The sequence below is a fragment of the Bacillus pretiosus genome, from assembly GCF_051294775.1.
In the GTDB taxonomy this organism is placed as follows: Bacteria; Bacillota; Bacilli; order Bacillales; family Bacillaceae_G; genus Bacillus_A; species Bacillus_A wiedmannii.
This window is the reverse complement of record NZ_JBPPHF010000002.1, coordinates 960,707-982,961: the sequence shown is the minus strand read 5'-3', so window position 1 is coordinate 982,961 and position 22,255 is coordinate 960,707. Positions and strand designations below refer to the sequence as shown.

The window sequence follows — 22,255 nt, the reverse complement described above, 5'->3', positions numbered from 1 at the left end:
CTCCTTACCCATAATTTTTATTATGTAAACAAGAATTGCGTAAAAAGACACCTTCAAGCAAGAAGGTGTCTTTCAACAGATTAGTAGTTTTTACAAGTCTCAAATAGACCTTTTTCTTTTAAGACAGAGATTAGTGTTTCACCCATAACCGCTGGAGTTTCCGCTACTTTAATACCACAAGCTTCCATCGTTTTAATCTTTTCAGCAGCAGTTCCTTTACCACCAGAAATGATTGCACCAGCATGGCCCATACGTTTGCCAGCAGGCGCTGTTTGGCCACCAATGAAGCCTACAACAGGTTTTGTCATATTAGCTTTCACCCATTCAGCCGCCTCTTCTTCCGCTGTACCACCAATTTCACCAATCATAATTACAGCATGTGTTTCTTCATCTTCATTAAATGCTTTTAACGCATCTATAAAGTCCGTACCGTTAACTGGGTCCCCGCCGATACCTACAGCAGTAGATTGGCCAATACCTTCTTGTGTTAACTGATGTACAGCCTCATACGTTAATGTACCAGAGCGAGATACGATACCTACATGGCCTTTTTTATGAATGTACCCTGGCATAATACCAATTTTACATTCATCAGGCGTAATAACACCAGGACAGTTTGGTCCAAGTAAACGTGTATGTTTACCCGCCATATATCTCTTTACATTTACCATATCTAATACAGGAATACCTTCAGTAATACATACTACTAAATCGATTTCTGCATCAACTGCTTCCATAATTGCATCAGCCGCAAAAGCGGGTGGAACGTATACAACTGAAGCGTTTGCGCCTGTTGCTTTCACTGCATCTTCTACAGTATCAAATACTGGTACACCTTCAATATCAGTGCCACCTTTACCTGGCGTTACACCACCGACAATTTTCGTACCGTATTCAATCATTTGTTTTGTGTGGAATAAACCTTGAGAACCTGTAATACCTTGAACAATAACTTTTGTATCTTTATTAACTAATACGCTCATTTTTCTCCCCCGCTTTCTATTAGCCCACTAGTGAAACAATTTTTTGTGCACCGTCTGCCATAGATTCTGCTGCAACAATATTTAAGCCAGACTCATTTAAAATTTTCTTACCTAACTCTACGTTTGTACCTTCAAGACGTACAACTAAAGGCAATTCAAGACCTACTTGTTTCGTCGCTTCAATAACACCTTCTGCGATAACATCACACTTCATAATGCCACCAAAAATGTTAACGAAGATACCTTTTACATTTTTGTCAGAAAGGATAATTTTGAATGCTTCTGTAACTTTTTCAGCTGTTGCACCGCCACCAACATCTAAGAAGTTAGCTGGATCGCCATGGTAATGTTTAATGATATCCATTGTAGCCATCGCTAAACCTGCACCATTAACCATACAACCGATATTTCCATCTAAAGGAATGTAGTTTAAGTCATATTTAGAAGCTTCAATTTCTTTTGAATCTTCTTCATCAAGATCACGAAGTTCTAAAATGTCTTTATTGCGATATAAAGCATTAGAATCAAAGTTTAATTTCGCATCTAATGCCATAACTTTACCGTCACCTGTTGTAACAAGTGGATTGATCTCCGCGATAGAGCAATCTTTTTCGATAAACGCACGGTATAAGCCCATCATAAACTTCACAGCTTGTCCTACAAGCTCTTTTGGAATATTGATGTTAAACGCGATTCGGCGCGCTTGGAAGCCTTGTAAGCCTACTGCTGGATCAATATATTCTTTAAAGATCTTTTCAGGTGTTTGCTCTGCTACTTCTTCAATTTCTGTTCCACCTTCTTCAGATGCCATTAAAACAACTTGAGAAGTTGCACGATCTAAAACTAGACCAACATAATATTCTTTTTTAATATCGCAACCTTCTTCGATAAGTAAGCGTTTTACTTCCTTACCTTCAGGACCTGTTTGATGTGTCACAAGTGTAGTTCCTAAAATGCTCTCTGCATATGTACGAACTTCATCTAAATTTTTTGCAACTTTTACTCCGCCAGCTTTGCCGCGTCCACCAGCGTGAATTTGTGCTTTTACTACACATACATCCGTTCCTAATTCTTTCGCTGCTTCTACAGCTTCTTCTACTGTAAATGCAACCTTCCCGTTCGGAACGCTAACCCCATAGCTTTTAAGGACTGCCTTACCTTGGTACTCATGGATATTCATGGTCCCATCCTCCCCTGTTTTCCTGTTTTACTCGAAAAGTTTTTAAATGTTTAAAAAACATTACATTGCCATTGTATAAGATGATTGGCACGCTGTCTACAATAAAGTGTCAGAAAACTGAAATCGCTTTATTCTTTTTTGAAAATAATAATGTTCATATACCAAAATAAAAAAATAAGCTGCATATTCGCAGCTTATTTTTGAATCGTATCTTTAATTGGTGCAAACGATTTGCGATGTTCTTCTAATACTCCATGCGCTTCAATCGCTTCTAAATGTTGTTTTGTGCCATATCCCATATGTTGTTCAAATCCATATGCAGGATACTTTTCTCCAAGCTCTTTCATCATACGATCTCTCGTTACTTTCGCAATAATGGATGCAGCTGAAATAGAAATACTTTTCGCATCACCTTTAATAATGGATGTTTGCGGAATTGGTGTAGGAAGTTTCATCGCATCAATTAATAAATGTTCTGGTGCACAAGATAAATTCGCAACAGCATCTAACATCGCTTGTTTCGTCGCTTGATAAATATTTATCTCATCAATAACTTGTGGTGATACAATTCCAACTCCAATTGCAATTGCTTGTGCTTTAATTTCATCATAAAAACGCTCTCGCTTCGCCTCACTCAGCTTTTTCGAGTCATTTAACCCTGGAATATAAGAATCTTCCGGAAGGACAACAGCTGCCGTCACGACAGGCCCAGCTAGCGGCCCACGCCCTACTTCATCTATACCTGCAATAAATGTGAGCCCTTTTTCACGTAATGCAATCTCATACTTGGACATTTCGAAAAACTTTTCTTTTTCTTTCTGCGCTAACTCTTTTTGTTTATGCCACTTCAAAATGAGCTTTTGTACCCCTTTTCGCTCATCTTTCATTAATATTTGAAAGCGGTTGTCCTCTTCACTCATAATTTTTTGCAGTAAATGTTCCGCTTCTTGAATAGTCACTTTTTGCATTCACGCACACTCCTTTTATATACAAAAAAGAAAAGACGTACAAACGCACGTCTTATACTTCTTCTACTTTTTCAACACCTTCTACTTGCTCCGCAAACTCTTCTGGTGTTTCAAACGTCATTTTCCCAAGTTTCCCACCACGAAGCTCACGAAGTATAAGCTCAGATGTTTTATCATAATCAATCATTCCGCCGCCCATTAAACAGCCTCTATTTTTTCCAATTGCATCGAATAACTCCACAATATCTTCTGGAATTTCATTTAAATTATATCGATCTTTCAAACGTTCTGGATAATGCTTTTCCATAAAACGTAAAGCGTAAACAGCAACATCTTGTAAATTTAAAATTGAATCTTTAATTGCGCCTGTTGTCGCTAAACGAAGACCCACTAATTGATCTTCAAATTTAGGCCATAAAATACCCGGTGTATCTAACAGTTCCATTTCCTTCCCAACTTTAATCCATTGTTGAGCTGTTGTTACACCAGGACGATCTCCTGTTTTAGCAATATTTTTCTTCGCCAACTTATTAATTAACGTAGATTTACCAACATTCGGTATACCTACAATTAATGCACGAATTGCTCTCGGTCTAATACCTTTTGCAACCATTTTATCAAATTTTTCTTTCACCAACACTTTACAAGCCGCTGCAATTTCCTTCATACCTTGTCCAGCTTGTGCGTTAATTGAAATTGCCATTTGGCCTTTTTCTTTAAAATATGCAATCCACTGCTTTGTTAAACGATCATCTGCCATATCCGCTTTATTTAAAACAACAAGCCTCGGCTTATGTGTAATAATCTCATCGATCATTGGATTTCTAGAAGATAAAGGTAATCGAGCATCTACAAGCTCAATTACAACATCAATTAACTTTAATTTTTCTGTTACTTGGCGTCTAGCCTTTGCCATATGTCCCGGGAACCATTGAATTACCATGTTGCCACCTTCTTTTTCTTTTATTTCACAATACGAGCATCTTTTAACGGCCAATATAGTATATTTGCTTTTCCAATCACTTGGTCCATTGCAATTGTACCAATCGAACGGCTATCTTTACTAAAACGACGATTATCGCCTAAAACAAATAATTGACCTTCTGGAACAGTTTTCTTCCCTGTCATTTCTTCAAGAGTAAAATCATATGTAAGCGGTCCGTCAGCAATTTGTTTTTTTTGCTTGTCTAAATACGGCTCCTCATAAGCCTTTCCGTTAACATATAGTTTATCATTACGATACTCTATTTCATCGCCTGGCAGGCCGATAATGCGCTTAATATAATCTTTATCTTCCGTTGCTCGGAATACGATAATATCAAATCGTTTCGGATCTCCTATGTGATAACCAATTTTATTGACAATCATTCGATCGCGATCATGTAAAGTAGATGCCATCGATACTCCATCTACGAGAATTGGAGCAAAGAAAAACTGTCTAATAACACCCGCTAATACAACAGCAATCAAAATTGCTTTGATCCATTCCCAAAGTGAACTCTTTTCTTTTTTCATGCATTTCCCCTCCACGATTATGTAAGCTGCTCGTATTATATCAAAATTTTATATAGATTGGAAAAAGGGAGCTTGTGTATTTACAAGCTCCCATACATGTCTTATCGAATTTCTTTAATACGTGCTTTTTTACCGCGAAGGTTACGTAAGTAGTATAACTTAGCACGACGTACTTTACCACGACGAAGTACTTCAAGTTTCGCGATTCTTGGCGTGTGAACTGGGAATGTACGCTCAACACCTACACCGTAAGAAATCTTACGAACTGTGAATGTTTCACTGATTCCGCCACCACGACGTTTAATTACAACACCTTCGAAAAGCTGAATTCTTTCACGAGTTCCCTCAACTACTTTTACGTGTACACGTAAAGTGTCTCCAGGACGGAATGAAGGAAGGTCAGTTTTTAATTGGCCTTGAGTAATTTCTGCGATTAATTGTTGCATATTAAATTCTCTCCTTTAAACAGATGCTCTTATAAAGTCTTAATAAATTACAGCGGAACATCGTTAATACGGCCACTGATTTCAGTAGCACAAGTGTTATAATAGCATATTGCTAGGACTGTTGCAATAGAAAATATATCAAGCCCTTACTTGTCTTCTTTAATTTGTTCTAGCCATTTCGCTTCTTGCTTAGATAATTCTCGTTCTTCCAGTAAATCCGGTCTACGCGTGTACGTACGACGTAGTGATTCTTTGTGTCGCCATTCATCAATATTTTTATGATTTCCTGACATTAGTACATCCGGTACCTTCATACCACGAAAATCAGCTGGACGTGTATAATGAGGATGTTCTAATAAACCTGTACTAAACGAATCCTCGACTTGTGAAGCATGATTTCCTAGCACTCCCGGGAGGAGACGCACGACACTATCCGTAATAACCATAGAGGCTAACTCTCCGCCGGTTAATACGTAGTCACCGATAGAAATTTCATCCGTTACGAGATGCTCACGAATTCGTTCATCGTACCCTTCATAATGACCACACACAAAAATAACATGCTCTTCTTCAGCAAGTTCTTCTGCCTTCTTCTGCGTAAAACGCTCTCCTTGTGGACACATTAGGACAACTCTCGGTTTACGGTCTGTTTCCTTCGTTAACTCTTCCACTGCATCAAAGATAGGCTGGGGGGTTAATACCATCCCAGCGCCACCACCATACGGATAATCATCTACGCTATTATGCTTACTCGTTGTATAATCGCGGAAATTGACAACACGAAGCTCTACCGCTTCTTTTTCTTGCGCTTTCTTTAAAATTGAAGATCCAAACACACCCGTAAACATATCTGGAAACAATGTTAAAATGTCAATTTTCATTATAATAGCCCTTCCATTACATGAATGGTTACTAATTTATTCTCAATGTTAACTTGAAGTACAACATCATCAATATAAGGAATTAATAGATCTTGACCTTTTGGACGTTTAATTACCCAAACATCATTTGCACCAGGAGATAAAATTTCTTTTATTGTTCCTAACGCTTCTCCTTCTTCCGTTACAACACTGCAACCAATAATTTCATGGTAGTAGTATTCGCCTTCAGCTAGTTCACCTAACTGCTCTTCTGGTACTTTTATTAAAGAACCTTTAAACTTCTCTGCTTCATCTACATTGTTGTATCCTTCAAATGTTAATAGATCAAATGTCTTATGTTGACGATGAGAAGTTACTTTCACTGGAAGGTAGTCTGTACTTTTCTCATTACTTATGTATAACGTGTTTCCTACTTTATATCGCTCTTCTGGAAAATCAGTACGAGAAATAACACGTATTTCTCCTCTTACGCCATGAGTATTTACAATTTTCCCTACGTTAAACCATTTTGTCATAAATAGTATGTCACCCCTGGTTTCTATATAAATTAAGCATCTCCATTTCACATATGGAACATGCAACTTCTCTTTAAATGTTAAAAAAGGGAGAGGAAATAACTCCTCGCCCTTTTTACATTTATTGAATTTCCAGTGTTACTTTTTCATCATTATGATGTCCCACTGAATACAAGAGCATTCGAATTGCTTTCGCAACTTTCCCTTGCTTTCCAATGACTTTTCCAACATCCTCAGGATGTACAGTTAATCGATACTTTATCTCTCCGTTGTAAAGTTCCTGTGTAACTTTTACATCTTCAGGATGATCGACAAGAGGCTTGACAATCGTCTCGACTAACTTCTTCATAGTCATTGCCTCAATTACTTACCTTGTTTAGATAAGTGGAATTTCTCCATGATACCTTGGTTAGAGAATAAGTTACGAACTGTATCAGATGGTTTAGCACCATTTCCTAACCATTTTAATGCTGCTTCTTCGTTGATCTTAACTTCAGCTGGTTGAGCAACCGGATTGTAAGTACCGATTTCCTCAATGAAACGTCCGTCACGAGGAGAACGAGAATCTGCAACAACTACACGATAGAAAGGAGTTTTTTTAGCTCCCATACGTTTTAAACGAATTTTAACTGCCATTTATAAAGCACCTCCGAATTTATTTCACACAGATAATTATATTAGCAAAAAGACTATTGCTTTGTAAAGTATTTTTTCTTAACAGAGCCATCTTTTTTCCTTACATGAATGGAAACTTCAATCCACCTAGTCCTTTTTTCTTACCTTTTTGCATTCCCGTCATCGTTTTCATCATCTTTTTCATATCATCAAATTGCTTGATTAAACGATTGATTTCTTGTACCGTTGTACCGCTACCTTTGGCAATGCGCTTTTTGCGACTAGCATTGATTATTTCCGGTTGTTCTCGCTCTAATTTAGTCATAGAACGAATAATTGCCTCAATATGCCCAATTTGTTTTTCATCAACTTGCGCATTTTTCAGCCCTTTAATTTTATTTGCACCAGGAAGCATTCCTAACAATTCATCAAGCGGTCCAAGTTGACGCACTTGTCCAAGTTGTTCTAGGAAATCGTCAAGCGTAAACGAAAGCGTACGCATTTTTTGCTCAAGTTCTTTTGCTTTCTCTTCATCAACTGTAGCTTGCGCTTTTTCAATTAATGTTAAGACGTCTCCCATCCCTAAAATACGGGATGCCATACGCTCTGGATGGAACGCTTCAATCGCATCTAGTTTTTCACCCATACCAGCAAATTTAATCGGTGTATTTGTTACCGCCTTAATAGATAATGCCGCACCACCGCGCGTATCACCATCTAATTTCGTTAATACAACACCTGTTAAACCTAACTGTTCATGGAAACTTTGTGCAACATTTACCGCGTCTTGTCCCGTCATCGCATCGACAACAAGGAAAATTTCATCCGGTTTCGCAACTTCTTTCACTTTCGCTAATTCATCCATTAGTTCTTCATCAATATGCAGGCGACCTGCTGTATCAATTAAAACATAATCGTGATGATCTTCTTTTGCTTTTGCAATCGCTTGTTTCGCAATTTCAACAGGACTTACTTGATCTCCTAAAGAGAATACAGGCATGTCCAATTGCTTCCCTAATGTTTCAAGCTGTTTAATCGCTGCTGGACGGTAAATATCCGCTGCAACAAGCATTGGTTTACGATTATGCTTTTTACGAAGCAAATTCGCAAGCTTACCTGTCGTCGTTGTTTTACCCGCACCTTGCAGACCAACCATCATTATAACAGTCGGTGGCCTATTAGCAACAGCAATTTTGCTTTGCTCTCCGCCCATAAGTTCTGTAAGTTCTTCCTGTACGACTTTAATTACTTGTTGTCCAGGTGTCAAACTTGTCATTACATCTTGTCCGACAGCACGTTCAGACACACGCTTTACAAAATCTTTTACTACTTTAAAGTTAACGTCCGCTTCTAAAAGAGCTAGACGAACTTCTCTCATCATTTCTTTCACATCGGCTTCAGAAACTTTTCCTTTGCCGCGGATTTTTTGCATTGTCTGTTGAAGTCGGTCGGCTAATCCTTCAAATGCCATATTGCCGCCCTCCTAATCTAATTTTTCGATAGCTTCAACAACTTGTTTCATTTCTTCATTCACATGCTCTTCTTCGCTGATTAGCTGTTTTAGCTTTGCAACAAGTCGCTGTCGCTCTTGAAACTTTTGAAGTAATACTAATTTATCTTCATATTCTTCAAGCATCGCTTCAGTCCGTTTAATGTTATCATACACGGCTTGGCGACTTACATCAAATTCTTCCGCAATTTCACCAAGAGATAAATCATCTAGATAATAAAGCGACATATAACTTCTTTGTTTTTGCGTTAACAACGATTGATAAAAATCAAATAAATAGTTCATTCTCGTTGTTTTCTCGAGCATGTTGGATCATCCTTTGTTAAGTGATTTCCCTTTACATGAATTAGTTTACATGGAGTACAAAAGAGTGTCAAGTTTTTTTCTTAACATCACATATTTTTATAGAAAAAGAAGCGGAAAATACCGCTTCTTTCACTTACACTTCTTCTGTTTCTACTAAGTTCGCAAATAAACCATACACATATTGTTCTGGATCAAACTGCTGCAAGTCATCCATTTGCTCTCCTAATCCAACGAATTTCACCGGTACATCCATTTCGTTACGAATCGCTAATACAATACCACCTTTAGCAGTTCCATCTAACTTCGTTAAAACAATACCAGTAACATTCGTTGCTTCACGGAATGTCTTCGCTTGACTTAAACCGTTTTGTCCTGTTGTTGCATCAATAACAAGTAATACTTCGTGAGGAGCCCCCGGTACTTCACGCTCAATTACACGCTTCACTTTCTCTAACTCTTTCATTAAGTTTACTTTATTTTGTAAGCGTCCTGCTGTGTCACATAGTAATACGTCTACTTTACGTGCTTTCGCGGCTTGTACAGCGTCATACATAACCGCCGCTGGATCAGATCCCGACCCTTGTTTAATCACTTCTACACCAACGCGATCGCCCCATACTTCTAATTGTTCAATCGCTCCTGCGCGGAATGTATCTCCTGCCGCCAATAGGACAGACTTACCTTCTGATTTGAATTTATGTGCTAGTTTACCAATCGTCGTCGTTTTCCCTACGCCGTTAACACCGACAAATAAAACAACTGTTAATTGATCCTCTTGCATATTAATTTCGTTACTAAACTCACTGTCGCCTTTGTAAATTCCTACTAACTTTTCTGAAATAACAGCTTGTACTTCTTTTGGATCTTGGATGTTACGACGTTGCACTTCTTCTTTCAATTGATCAATTAATTCCATTACCGTCGAAACTCCGACATCTGCACCAATTAAAATTTCTTCTAATTCCTCAAAGAAATCTTCATCTACTTTACGATAACGATAAACTAAATCATTTACTTTATCTGCAAACGAATTTCTCGTTTTTTCTAATCCATGTTTAAATTTCTCTGTTACCGTATCTGTTTGTTTTGAAATTTTTTCTTTTAATTTTTTAAAAAAACTCATACTGTCCCATCCTTCCTAATTACTTGCAACTAGTTCTTCTCCATCATCCAAACGAACCGAAACAAGTTTAGATACCCCTGACTCTTGCATTGTTACACCGTACAATACGTCAGACTCTTCCATTGTACCTTTTCTATGTGTAATAACAATAAACTGTGTCTCATCACTAAATCTCTTTAAATACTGCGCAAAACGGGCAACATTCGCCTCATCAAGAGCCGCCTCTACCTCATCTAATACACAGAATGGGACTGGGCGCACTTTTAAAATACCGAATAACAGCGCAATTGCTGTTAAAGCACGCTCCCCACCAGAAAGTAAACCTAAGTTTTGCAGTTTCTTCCCTGGCGGTTGCGCTACAATATCAATACCAGTATTTAATAAGTCCTCTGGATTCGTCATGACTAAATCCGCTCTACCGCCTCCAAATAATTCAGAGAATACCGATTGAAACTCCATTCGAATTCCTTCAAACGTAGTAGAAAAACGTTTTTTCATTTCTTCATCCATTTCGGTAATAAGTTGGTGCAATGTCGCTTTCGCTTCTTCTAGGTCATCTTTTTGCTCTAGTAAGAATGTATGACGCTCTGCTACACGCTCATACTCTTCAATTGCCCCTAAGTTCACTGTGCCTAGCTCTTCGATGGATAATTTAATTAGTTTCACCTTTTTACGTGCATCCTCTGCAGGCATCATCATTGTATACTTCAGTTTTGCTGCTTCAAATGAAATCGTATATGTTTCACGTAAATGTTGTAATCTATTTTCTAACTCTACATCAAGTCGGTTTATTTTTACTTCTTGATTTTTCAGCATCTCAAGAATGTATTTATGTTTACCTGTTGTTTCTTTCAGATTACGTTCTAAATGTTCTACTCTCTCTTGTAACGATACGCGTTGTTCACGACGAGAGCGAATTAACTCTGAAGTTTGATTACGATCATATGCTTTCTTCTCAATCATATTCGTAATCTGTTCTTCACCACTTGAATTAGATGTCATTTCTTGTTTTAAGAATGCTAAATCCTCTTTCGTTTTGACAAGCGTTGCATCCGTTTCTTCTTTTTCCTTCGTCAATCGTTCAACTTTTTCTTTTTGATTAGATAAGCGTTGTTGCTTTTCAGCCGCCAACACTTTTAACTCAGTCATTTCTTTTTGCACTTTTTCCTTCGAAGAATGCTGCTCACTTTTTTGTTTTGTTAAAGCGACAATTTTGCTATCTAATTCCGTAATCTCCGCTTGAAGCGTTGCTAAAATCTTTTCTAGCTCTTCTTTACGTCCCTGTATTTTCACTTGATCTTGTAAGAATCCTTCAATCTCTAAATCGTAAATAGATAAACGATCATTAATACGATGTTCTTCTAATTCTAAGCGACTAATTTCTTCTCTTAATTTCTGTTCATCTACACGCTCTGCTTCTACACTTTGCCTTAGTTCCTGTATTTTCACTTCTTTTTCTTGAATCTCTTGCTTTACTGCTTTAACAAAGTTTTCTAACTTTGTCGTTTTTTCTTCCATATCAGTTAACTTGTTCGTCCACTCTTCTAGCTCACGTTGACGTCCTAATAAAGAAGATTTCGCCTGTTTTACCGCTCCACCAGTCATAGAACCTCCAGGGTTCACTACATCACCTTCGATTGTTACAATGCGATAACGGTATTGCAGTTGTTTCGCCAACTCATTCGCCCCACGTAAATCTTTCGCAACAATAACAGTACCTAATAAATTTGAAACTACATTTTCATATTTATTGTTATATTGCACAAGTTCTGCCGCCACACCTACAAACGATGGGTATTGATTTACAATACGTAATTGTTCAAATGATAACGATCTACTTTTAATAACAGCTTGTGGTAAAAACGTTGCTCGTCCATGTTTATTTTGTTTTAAAAACGTAATTGCATTACGAGCATGTTCTTCTTTTTGTACGACAATATGCTGCATCGCTGCACCTAGAGCAATTTCCATTGCAATTTCATATTCTTTCGGTACCGTTAGCAGTTCTGCAACAGCACCCTCGATACCTTGCAACCTATCTTCTCTAGCTTTTAATACTTCACGTACCCCTTGATAGAAACCAGAGTAATCCTCTTGCATCTCTTCTAGCATTTCTTTTCGAGAACGTGCCTGTTGTACAAATTGATACGCTTGATACAGTTTTGTTTCATTTTCACTATACTGCGTCTTGCATTTTCCAAGTGCCGCTTCTGTCTTTTGTATATTCGAAAGAATACCAGCTACTTTTTCTTTCACTTGTTCATAACTTTCCACAAGTTTCGTCTTTTTCGCTGTAATTTCCATGCGTATTTCTACATATTTCGCATTTTCTTCATCGAGGCGTTCATTTTTTGAGTTTTGTTGTTTAGATTGTTCTTCAATCATAGATAACTCATTACGATGACTAGCTTGTTGATTTAAAAGTTCAATATAGTCACCTTTTAAATTCTCAATTTGTTCCTCTAAATTGTCAGCAAAAGTTGCAAGCAGTAGCTCATTATCATGCAATTTCGTCTCCAACTCTTTTACTTGATTTACAAATTGCATCAACACTTCTGTACTGGATTCAATTTCACCATCATAACTTGTAGCTTTCTCTGTTAATTCAACAATTAACTGTTCGAGTTGTGCACAATGCGTCGTTGCATTTTGTTTTCTCTCTTTTAATAACTCACGCTGTCCTTCTAACTTTTCTAGCTCTTTACTAGAAAGAAGCAGCACTTCTTGTAAGGAATCTACAGACTCATCTACTGCTTGTAATTGTCCTCGTAATTCCTCAAGCTCTTCTTCACCTTTTTGTAAATGCGTTGACATTTTAGCTTCTTCGTTTTTATTATGCCCAAACTGATTTCGAAGCGCTTCCCATTTCTCATGTAATTCTTCAATTTCATGTACAATAAGCGCCGCTTCTACTTTCTCTAATTCTTCTTTTTTCTCGAGATAATCTTTCGCAATAGAAGCTTGTCTTTCTAAAGGTTCTACTTGACTACTTAATTCGTGAATGATATCTTGTACACGATTTAAGTTTTCTTGTGTGTCTGCTAATTTCACTTCAGCTTTCTTTTTACGAAGTTTGTATTTCAGCACTCCCGCAGCTTCTTCAAATACACCACGACGTTCTTCTGATTTACTACTTAAAATCTCTTCAACTTTCCCCTGGCTAATAATCGAAAAAGCTTCTCTTCCCATACCAGAGTCCATAAATAAATCGATAATATCTTTCAATCTACATGATTGTTTATTAATATAAAAATCACTATCACCAGAACGAGATACACGACGCGTTACACACACCTCATTATATTCAATCGGTAAACGTTGATCTTCATTATTTAAAGTTATTGTTACTTCAGCAACATTAACTGCTCTTCTCGTATCACTGCCTGCAAAAATAATATCCTCCATCTTTGCACCACGTAATGATTTTGCAGATTGTTCACCAAGTACCCAGCGAATCGCATCAGTAATATTACTTTTCCCACTTCCATTAGGTCCTACTACGGAAGTTACACCTGGGACAAAATCAACAGATACACGCTCAGCAAAAGACTTAAACCCTGCTATTTCTAATCTTTTTAAAAACACGAAAGGCCTTCCTCCTATTCTCCGTTGTTATAACTGTTGTCTATACAAAAACAAGCTATTATACGGATTTCCCTTCCCTTTATTCACAAACAAAAAGAAAGTTTCATTCTATGCATAAGGAATCCCCCTCATTCAAAGGGGGATTCCTTATAGTTGTTCTTTTAATTTTTTCAATGCTTCTGCAGCAGCTTGTTGCTCTGCTTCTTTTTTCGACTTGCCACTACCAAGACCTAAAGCCACGTTATTTAACGTAACACGTGACACAAATTCTCGATTGTGGGCCGGTCCTTTTTCCTGCAAAATTTGATACTCAATATTGCCACTACCATCACGCTGAATCAACTCTTGTAATTGACTCTTATAATCCATCACATGAGAAAAAGCACCTTCATTAATTTTAGGGTATACAATTTCTTTTAAGAAGCCCCATACTGTTTCTAACCCTTGATCAAGATAAAGGGCACCAATAAACGCTTCAAAGACATCCGCTAATAAAGCTGGTCGTTCACGTCCACCTGTCATTTCCTCACCTTTTCCTAATAAAACAAGGCTACCAAATGACAACTCGTTTGCAAAACGAACAAGAGATGGTTCACATACAATAGCTGCACGTAGTTTCGTTAACTCTCCTTCGCTCATTGTCGGATATTTTTGAAACAGATACTGTGACACAGTAAGTTCCAATACCGCATCTCCAAGGAATTCGAGACGCTCATTGTCTTCATGCGGTTTTTTTCGATGCTCATTCACATACGATGAATGCGTAAATGCTTGAATCAATAATTTTTCATCTGAAAACGTAATACCTATCTCTTCTTGAAATACTTTAAACGCTTCACGATATTTTGTTTCGTATTTTTTTTCTCTATGTTTTCGGTACGGCATAAGTCCCTCCAGATATAAGCCGAGAAGCCCCGCTAAAAAAACGGGACTTCACTTAAGCATTATAGATGACTCTCTATGTAAGTCACAGCATCGCCAACAGTAGCAATCTTTTCAGCATCTTCATCAGAAATTTCCATTTCGAATTCATCTTCCAATTGCATTACAAGTTCTACTACATCTAGGGAGTCTGCGCCTAAATCTTCTTTAAAGCTCGCAGCTGGTACTACTTCAGTTTCTTCTACACCTAAACGATCAACGATGATTTTTGTTACACGCTCTAAAACATCTGCCATTCCATTCACCTCCCCTCAAATATTATATTAAATATTGGCCAAAAAAACTAGTTGAAATCAATTCTTTTATTACATTACCATTCCGCCATCAACATTTAACGTTTGCCCTGTAATATATTTGCTTTGATCAGAAGCAAAAAACGTTACAGTATTTGCGATATCTTGCGCCTCACCAAACTGAGCTGCAGGAATTAACTTTAACATTTCGGCTTTTATATTTTCATCTAATATATCCGTCATATCAGTCGCAATAAAACCTGGAGCAATTGCATTTACAGTAATATTACGGCTCGCTAATTCTTTTGCTGATGTTTTTGTTAATCCAATTACACCCGCTTTAGCAGCAACATAGTTTGCTTGTCCTGGATTACCTGTCACTCCAACAACAGAAGCGATATTAATAATACGTCCATGACGCTGGCGCATCATGTATCGAGATACTGCCTTCGTACATAAGAATACACCTTTTAGGTTTGTATTAATAACTGTATCCCATTCTTCTTCTTTCATACGCATTAATAAATTATCTTTTGTTACACCTGCATTATTTACAAGAATATCAACTTGTCCAAATGTATCTACAGTTTGTTTCACCATATTTGTAACGTCTTCAGCATTTGCAACATCTGCTCTTACTGCAATTGCATCCGAACCTAATTTCTTTATTTCATCAACTACTTCATTCGCCTTTTGCTCATTACCAGCATAATTTACTACAACATTTGCCCCTTGTTTCGCTAAATCAATCGCAATCGCACGACCAATTCCACGTGAAGCGCCAGTTACTAATGCTACTTTCCCTTTTAACATCAGTTTTCTCCTCTCAAATTTGAAATGGTATCTTTTAATGTCTCTTCATCGTATATCGCATATGCTTTCACTGATGAATCAATTGACTTCATAAGTCCAGCAAGCACTTTCCCAGGTCCAATCTCAATAAATGTATCTACCCCTTGATTCACCATATTTTCAATGGACGGGTACCATAAGACAGGCGAATAGAGCTGTTCAATTAGCTTTTCTTGAATATGTGCACCACTTGTAATAACGTCTGCTGTTACATTTGCAATAACAGGAATATTCGTATCTTGAATTGTAATTTCTTTTAAGACACTTTGGAACTTCTCCGCTGCTGGCTTCATAAGCGAAGAGTGGAACGGTCCACTTACCTTAAGCGGAATTGCTCTCTTTGCACCATTTTCTTTCGCTCTTTGAGAAGCAATCTCAACTCCTTGCTTTGTTCCAGAAATCACAATTTGCTTCGTACTATTCATATTAGCGATTTGCACTGCATATCCTTCACTTGTTACTTCTTCTGTAACTTGTTTCAGCATATGTGGATCAGCACCTAAAATAGCCGCCATTGCACCTTCTCCACCAGGAACAGCTTCTTCCATATATTCCCCACGTTTTCTTACAGCATATACAGCGTCTTCAAAAGTTATTGCACCCGCTGCTACAAGAGCGCTATATTCACCTAAACTATGCCCTGCAACAAAGTCTGGTGTAATATCATACTCTTTCAAAGCTGTCAAAATAGCAAAACTCGTTGTTAATAAGGCAGGCTGCGCATTTGTCGTTAACGTAAGCTTTTCCTGCGGCCCATCAAAAATCACTTCTGAAAGTGAATCTTGCAACACCTCATCTGCTTTCGCAAACACATTTGCAACCTCTTTATTATTCTCCGCTAACTGTTTACCCATTCCAACTGCCTGTGAACCTTGGCCCGGAAAAAGAAATGCTAGTTTTCCCATTTCAAATCCTCCTCTTATTGGAGTGGCTCTTTCTCCATTACGCTTGAAATAGTAGGAATAACTTCTTTCGCTACCATTTCTCTCGTTTGACGAATCGCACTAAATATTGATTGGTCATTGGAAGAACCGTGAGCCTTAATGACTGGAGCTTTCAATCCAAATAATGCCGCTCCTCCATACTCCGAATAATCCATTTTATCTTTTAATACCATAAGTTTTGGCTTTAATACCGCTGCTGCTAATTTGCTCGTAAACGAACTCATTAACTGCTCTTTTAACATAGAAAATAACGCAAGTGCTGTTCCTTCTAATGATTTTAGCGCTACATTCCCTGTAAAACCATCACATACAACAACATCTGCTACACCTTGCAATAAATCTCTTGATTCAACGTTCCCAACGAAATTAATTGGGGCATCCTTAAGCATTGCAAAGACTTGTTTTGAAAGCTCGTTCCCTTTGCCATCCTCTGTTCCAACGTTCAAAAGTCCAACACGAGGATTTTTAATTCCTCTTACTTTCTCAGCGTATACAGATCCCATTACTGCATATTGATATAAATGAATTGGTTTTGCATCAACGTTCGCTCCAACATCTAACATAACAAAACCTTCTCCATCAACCGTTGGCATTGTAGGGGATAAAGCTGGTCGCTCAATTCCTTCCATACGACCTACAACGAACAATCCAGCCGCCATTAAAGCTCCTGTACTACCAGCTGATATACAAGCATCCGCTACGCCGTCTTTCACTTGCTGCGCTGCTAGTACCATTGAGGCTTGTTTTTTTCGTCGAACCGCTCTTACTGGTTCATCTGTCGATTCGATTTTTTCATCTGTATGAAGTATAGTAATTCGTTCTTCACTCGTTAAGTATTGACGAATTTCCTCTTCTTTCCCTACTAACGTAATATGTAAATCAGAATATTCCTTAATAGCTTTCATTGCTCCTAATACGACAGCCTTTGGAGCATGATCGCCGCCCATTGCATCTATTGCGATTTTCATAAGTTGTTACCTTCCTCACTATAATTACTAGATCGATACATTTCAAAAGTGCCTGTAAAAACAAGTTCTTCTCCAACAAAGCTACGCACTTTGACAACGGTCCGTCCTTTATCATTCTCTACATCTTCAACGCGCGCTTTTGCAACAACACGCTCTCCTAATTTTACAGGACGAATGTATCGAATGGTAGACTTTGCAGTTAAAGCTAATTCTTCATCAATAACCGCAACAGCTAGTGAGTTTGCTTGTGCAAACAAATGATGCCCACGGGCAATCTGATTTCTTTTAAATACGTGTTCTACCTTCACTTCAAAGATAGAAATCGCATGTCTATCTAATTCTATATCGATAATTTCTCCGACAACCTCTTCTAACGGTAAAGATTTCACATCTTCTTCATGTTGCTTTGTAGCTACATGTTTAATTCTTTCTCTTAATTCAGGAATAGATAATTCCATACGGTCAAGACGTACGGTTTGTATACTCACTTGAAATTTTTCTGCTAAATCTTCATCCGTAATAAAAGGATTCGTTTCTATTGTTTGTTGTAATAATTGTTGTCTTTCTTTTTTACTTCTTCTTTTTTTCATACCGCACCATCCATTTTTATGACTAGGTACTAACAGTAGTATATAATCAATAAAAGTAGAATGCAACAAAAACTTTCGTTGCCTCCCTTTAATCGAGCTTCTCTCCTTGGAACACACCTGTCCCGTCAAGATAAGTACGCAGCGAAGCATACTGATCATTATGCCAAAACGCTTCTGATTCTACTAGTAACGCCGCATCTTGTCTAGCTGTTTCTAACGCTCGATAATCATGTACCATATCAGCAACCTTGAACTCTGGTAAACCACTTTGCTTACTTCCAAAGAAATCTCCAGGACCTCTTAACTCTAAATCTTTTTCTGACAATACAAATCCATCATTCGTTTCGGTCATAATACGCATTCGCTCTTTTCCCGTTTCCGATTTTGGATCCGCGATTAATAAACAATATGATTGTTCACTACCACGCCCAACACGTCCCCTGAGCTGATGGAGCTGCGATAAACCGAAACGCTCTGCATCATAAATAACCATTACAGTCGCATTCGGTACGTTCACACCTACTTCAACAACTGTTGTCGACACAAGAATTTGCACTTTATTTTCACTAAATTGTCCCATTATCTCTTCTTTTTCTTGAGATGAGAGTCTGCCATGCATTAATCCGACTTGACATTTCCCTTGATAATGATGAGTCAGCATACTATGTAAGTCAATCGCATTTTGTACATCAAGTTTCTCAGATTCTTCAATAAGGGGACAAATAACATATGCTTGTCTTCCTTTTTTTATCTCCTTCTCCACAAAACCGAGAACTCGATCTAACATATCATGTTTTGCCCAGTATGTTTCAATTACCTTTCTACCAGCTGGCATCTCATCGATTATAGAAACATCCATCTCTCCAAATGCAGTAATTGCTAACGTACGCGGAATTGGCGTCGCCGTCATAAATAAAACATCCGGACTTTCACCTTTCTCCCTTAAAACTCGTCGCTGCGCTACACCAAATCGATGTTGTTCATCAGTAATAACGAGACCTAACCTATGAAAGATAACTTCATCTTGAATTAAAGCATGTGTTCCAACAAGGATATCTATTTCTCCTTGTTCTAATTTTGCCAAAATCTCTCGACGCCTTACACCTTTAACAGAACTGGTTAACAATTCAACATTCATACCAAAGTGCGAGAACGTCTCTGCAAGCGATTGATAATGTTGCTCTGCTAAAATTTCTGTAGGAACCATTAAAGCACCTTGATAATGTGCTAACTTCGCTGCATAAAGGCCAATCGCTGCAACGACTGTTTTCCCAGAACCTACATCACCTTGCAACAGACGATTCATTCGATAAGGAGATGTCATATCTTTCATAATTTCATCTACTACCCGACGCTGTGCACCAGTTAATGGAAACGGAAGTGCATCAATAAACTCTTGCAATTCTGCTGAACGAATTTCTTTTTTCGTCCCTTTCGAATTTTCCCTCTCCATTTTCCGTAATGTTTGCATTTTTAGCTGAAATAAGAAAAACTCCTCATACACAAAACGGCGACGTGCTTGTTTTAAATCTTCCTGTCCTGCTGGAAAATGCAACGCCCGAAGCGCTTCATAACGCGGCAATAATTTATATCGACTTAGCAATCCATCAGGTAACACTTCAACTATAGATTCTCCATACTCCTTGAACGCTTGGGCAATAAAACGGCGCATCTGTTTTACTGTAAGTTTCCCTTTCACTGAGTATACAGGCTCTACTTCTTGTTGACGTACAACTGGTCCAAAATGAAGCTCTGATACCGCAATCGTTTGACGGTGCTGATCCCATTTACCAGTAATCGTTACTGTTTCATTTAAATTTAACTTCTGCTTATAGTACGGCCTATTAAAGCATACAGCTGTAATTAAATAACGACCGACGAGGACACGAACCGTAAGACGAGACTTCTTCTTCCCATAATATTGCAGTAAAGGAGCACTATGAACCTTTCCCTCAACTGTTACACGTTCATCATGCTTTACTTCAGCAAGATCTTTCATCGCATAATCTTCATAACGGTACGGAAAATGTTCTAATAGATGAGAAACTGTATAAATCCCCATCTCGTGTAGTAATTCAGATGTTTCTCCTCCGATTCCCTTTACATCCGTAACAGGAACTTGTACAACTTCATTCAAGATTCTCACGCTCCGTCACATTATTTTCTTTGATTCATTCATACTATTGACATCTGTAATCGCTCTCTTTCACCCTATATATTCTATCATAGGCATTCTTAGAGAAACTACTCAAATCCCTCATAAACAATACGAAAGAAAAGAGCCTCACTATTAGCAGCAAGGCTCTTTTTTATCTTCAATATGCTAGCCTTTTGAATAAAAACTAGTAATAAACTTCATATTACTACTTCTTATCCATTAGCAAGTAAGTAATCCATTTATTTTCAAAACGAATTTTTTCTTATTCTACAGAGAAGATGAACGAATACACCGGTTGGTTTCCAGCATGTACTTCTACTTCTGCATCTTCAAAATTCTCTTCTACAAATGCAACTAACTCAGCTACTTCTTCGTCAGTTGCATCTTCACCTTGTAGAATCGTTACAATTTCAGAATCTTCATCAATAAGTGCTTCTAGTAATTGCTTTGCAGCTCCTACTTTTGCAGCATTTGTTGATACAATTTTTCCATCTGCAATACACATGAAATCATCTTTTTGAATCGCTACACCATCAATTTCCGTATCACGTACAGCATACGTAATTTGACCGGTTTTCACATGAGATAAAGCTTCTTTCATGTTTTCTTCGTTCTCTTCTAACGTTCCAACTGGATTAAATGCTAACATTGCAGCCATACCTTGAGGAACTGTTTTTGAACGAATTACAATCACTTCTTGATCCACAACTGACGCTGCTTGTTCTGCTGCCATCACGATATTTCCGTTGTTCGGTAAAATAATGATTTTTTCAGCATTCGCTTCTTCAATCGCCTTCACAATATCCTCCGTACTTGGATTCATCGTTTGGCCACCTTCGATAACTTTCGTCGCGCCAATGCTCTCAAATAAAGTTTTGATACCAGATCCCATAGCAACAGTTACGATACCGTACGGTTGTTTCTCTTTAGACTGGCTAGTTGGCTCAGGCATCATAGTAGGCTCATCTAATAAAGCAGTATGCTGTTCACGCATATTTTCTACTTTAATCTTAATTAAACTACCATAGCGTTGTCCATAATTCATAGGATCTCCAGGATGTTCCGCATGAATATGAACCTTAACAACCTCATCATCTGATACAACAAGTAGTGAATCTCCGTACACACTAATATCTTCACGGAATTTTTGTTCAGAGAAATTATGTTCTTTCATTTTTTCAGGCTCTAATTTCACCATGAATTCCGTACAATATCCATACTTAATATCTTCTGTACTCAATTGGCTTTGTACACTACGGTGATGTTCTGCGCGTACCATGTCATTCATAGATGGTTGGGCAGACACATTAGAAGAAATCGTTTCTCCTTTTAAGTCAGCTAAAAATCCTTCGTATACAACAACAAGACCTTTACCACCGCTATCTACAACGCCAACTTGTTTTAATACAGGTAATAAATCCGGCGTACGATTTAACGATGCATTCGCTTCTTTCACAACGTCTTCCATAAACAAAACAAAGTCGCGCTGTTTTTTCGCAACTGTCACTGCATATTTACCCGTTTCTCTTGCAACCGTTAAAATCGTTCCTTCAATCGGTTTCATAACCGCTTTGTAAGCCGCTTCTACCCCAGCATCTAAAGCTGCAGCAAAATCAACTGTTGTTAATTCTTCTTTTTGTTCAATGGATTTAGAGAAACCACGGAACAACTGAGATAAAATAACTCCAGAGTTACCACGTGCTCCCATTAATAATCCTTTGGCTAAACTTACACCGACTTTACCAGCATGCTGTGAAGGATTTGCTTTCACTTCACGTGCGCCTGAAGTCATTGATAAGTTCATGTTTGTACCGGTATCGCCATCTGGAACCGGAAATACGTTTAATGCATCAACAAGCTGAACATTATTTGTTAAATTATTCGCTCCTTGCATGATCATTTGTGATAAACGTTTCCCATCAATTTTTTGAATTGACACAG

Annotated in this window: 22 protein-coding genes; all 22 read right to left on the bottom strand. The window is 37.9% G+C overall.

The features are described from left to right. Positions 1–80: 80 nt before the first annotated feature. Positions 81–983: a succinate--CoA ligase subunit alpha gene (sucD, locus tag ACSG5Z_RS13450; RefSeq protein WP_000115178.1), complete on the bottom strand. Its 903-nt coding sequence runs from the start codon at positions 981–983 to the stop codon at positions 81–83. Positions 984–1,002: 19 nt separating this feature from the next. Then, positions 1,003–2,163, bottom strand: coding sequence for an ADP-forming succinate--CoA ligase subunit beta (gene sucC, locus ACSG5Z_RS13445; RefSeq protein WP_001020778.1), 1,161 nt, complete (start codon positions 2,161–2,163; stop codon positions 1,003–1,005). Positions 2,164–2,357: 194 nt separating this feature from the next. Next, positions 2,358–3,131 carry a ribonuclease HII gene (gene rnhB / locus ACSG5Z_RS13440; protein WP_435711535.1) on the bottom strand — a complete coding sequence of 258 codons (774 nt, stop codon included), beginning with the start codon at positions 3,129–3,131 and terminating at the stop codon, positions 2,358–2,360. 52 nt (positions 3,132–3,183) lie between these two features. After that, positions 3,184–4,074, bottom strand: a complete 891-nt coding sequence (ylqF, locus tag ACSG5Z_RS13435) for a ribosome biogenesis GTPase YlqF (RefSeq protein WP_048546006.1) — start codon at positions 4,072–4,074, stop codon at positions 3,184–3,186. Positions 4,075–4,094: 20 nt separating this feature from the next. Beyond that, on the bottom strand, positions 4,095–4,646 hold the full coding sequence (lepB, locus tag ACSG5Z_RS13430; protein WP_087981660.1) for a signal peptidase I: 552 nt from the start codon (positions 4,644–4,646) through the stop codon (positions 4,095–4,097). A gap of 101 nt (positions 4,647–4,747) precedes the next feature. Next, on the bottom strand, positions 4,748–5,092 hold the full coding sequence (gene rplS, locus ACSG5Z_RS13425; protein ID WP_001186518.1) for a 50S ribosomal protein L19: 345 nt from the start codon (positions 5,090–5,092) through the stop codon (positions 4,748–4,750). Between the two features lie 146 nt (positions 5,093–5,238). Next, positions 5,239–5,973, bottom strand: coding sequence for a tRNA (guanosine(37)-N1)-methyltransferase TrmD (gene trmD, locus ACSG5Z_RS13420; protein ID WP_000686894.1), 735 nt, complete (start codon positions 5,971–5,973; stop codon positions 5,239–5,241). Further along, complete coding sequence (rimM, locus tag ACSG5Z_RS13415; protein WP_000170282.1) at positions 5,973–6,488, bottom strand: ribosome maturation factor RimM; 516 nt, start codon at positions 6,486–6,488, stop codon at positions 5,973–5,975. The genes trmD and rimM overlap by 1 nt, the downstream gene beginning before the upstream one ends. A 121-nt stretch (positions 6,489–6,609) precedes the next feature. Further along, the gene (locus tag ACSG5Z_RS13410) at positions 6,610–6,837 is read right to left on the bottom strand and encodes a KH domain-containing protein (RefSeq protein WP_000737397.1); all 228 of its coding nucleotides are present in this window, start codon (positions 6,835–6,837) and stop codon (positions 6,610–6,612) included. Positions 6,838–6,851: 14 nt separating this feature from the next. Beyond that, positions 6,852–7,124: a 30S ribosomal protein S16 gene (gene rpsP, locus ACSG5Z_RS13405; RefSeq protein WP_000268750.1), complete on the bottom strand. Its 273-nt coding sequence runs from the start codon at positions 7,122–7,124 to the stop codon at positions 6,852–6,854. Positions 7,125–7,224: 100 nt separating this feature from the next. Beyond that, the gene (gene ffh / locus ACSG5Z_RS13400) at positions 7,225–8,574 is read right to left on the bottom strand and encodes a signal recognition particle protein (protein ID WP_000863466.1); all 1,350 of its coding nucleotides are present in this window, start codon (positions 8,572–8,574) and stop codon (positions 7,225–7,227) included. Between the two features lie 12 nt (positions 8,575–8,586). Further along, entirely contained in the window at positions 8,587–8,919 is a 333-nt protein-coding gene (locus ACSG5Z_RS13395; protein ID WP_000891061.1) for a putative DNA-binding protein, read from the bottom strand. A 133-nt stretch (positions 8,920–9,052) separates the two neighbouring features. After that, positions 9,053–10,042 carry a signal recognition particle-docking protein FtsY gene (gene ftsY / locus ACSG5Z_RS13390; protein ID WP_000007644.1) on the bottom strand — a complete coding sequence of 330 codons (990 nt, stop codon included), beginning with the start codon at positions 10,040–10,042 and terminating at the stop codon, positions 9,053–9,055. Positions 10,043–10,057: 15 nt separating this feature from the next. After that, positions 10,058–13,627: a chromosome segregation protein SMC gene (smc, locus tag ACSG5Z_RS13385; protein WP_435711532.1), complete on the bottom strand. Its 3,570-nt coding sequence runs from the start codon at positions 13,625–13,627 to the stop codon at positions 10,058–10,060. 147 nt (positions 13,628–13,774) lie between these two features. Further along, the gene (gene rncS / locus ACSG5Z_RS13380; protein ID WP_001146867.1) at positions 13,775–14,512 is read right to left on the bottom strand and encodes a ribonuclease III; all 738 of its coding nucleotides are present in this window, start codon (positions 14,510–14,512) and stop codon (positions 13,775–13,777) included. Positions 14,513–14,571: 59 nt separating this feature from the next. Beyond that, positions 14,572–14,805, bottom strand: coding sequence for an acyl carrier protein (gene acpP / locus ACSG5Z_RS13375; RefSeq protein ID WP_000786062.1), 234 nt, complete (start codon positions 14,803–14,805; stop codon positions 14,572–14,574). A gap of 69 nt (positions 14,806–14,874) precedes the next feature. Continuing rightward, positions 14,875–15,615: a 3-oxoacyl-[acyl-carrier-protein] reductase gene (fabG, locus tag ACSG5Z_RS13370; RefSeq protein ID WP_000911777.1), complete on the bottom strand. Its 741-nt coding sequence runs from the start codon at positions 15,613–15,615 to the stop codon at positions 14,875–14,877. Next, entirely contained in the window at positions 15,615–16,559 is a 945-nt protein-coding gene (gene fabD / locus ACSG5Z_RS13365; RefSeq protein WP_435711531.1) for an ACP S-malonyltransferase, read from the bottom strand. Before fabD ends, fabG begins: the two co-directional genes overlap by 1 nt. A gap of 14 nt (positions 16,560–16,573) precedes the next feature. Next, positions 16,574–17,566: a phosphate acyltransferase PlsX gene (plsX, locus tag ACSG5Z_RS13360; protein ID WP_000684108.1), complete on the bottom strand. Its 993-nt coding sequence runs from the start codon at positions 17,564–17,566 to the stop codon at positions 16,574–16,576. Continuing rightward, positions 17,563–18,156 (bottom strand): transcription factor FapR, encoded by a 594-nt coding sequence (gene fapR / locus ACSG5Z_RS13355; RefSeq protein ID WP_048546022.1) that lies wholly within the window; start codon positions 18,154–18,156, stop codon positions 17,563–17,565. Before fapR ends, plsX begins: the two co-directional genes overlap by 4 nt. Before the next feature lie 88 nt (positions 18,157–18,244). Then, positions 18,245–20,293, bottom strand: coding sequence for an ATP-dependent DNA helicase RecG (gene recG / locus ACSG5Z_RS13350; protein WP_087985054.1), 2,049 nt, complete (start codon positions 20,291–20,293; stop codon positions 18,245–18,247). 283 nt (positions 20,294–20,576) lie between these two features. Next, entirely contained in the window at positions 20,577–22,253 is a 1,677-nt protein-coding gene (locus ACSG5Z_RS13345) for a DAK2 domain-containing protein (RefSeq protein ID WP_000027123.1), read from the bottom strand. Between the last annotated feature and the right edge of the window lie 2 nt (positions 22,254–22,255).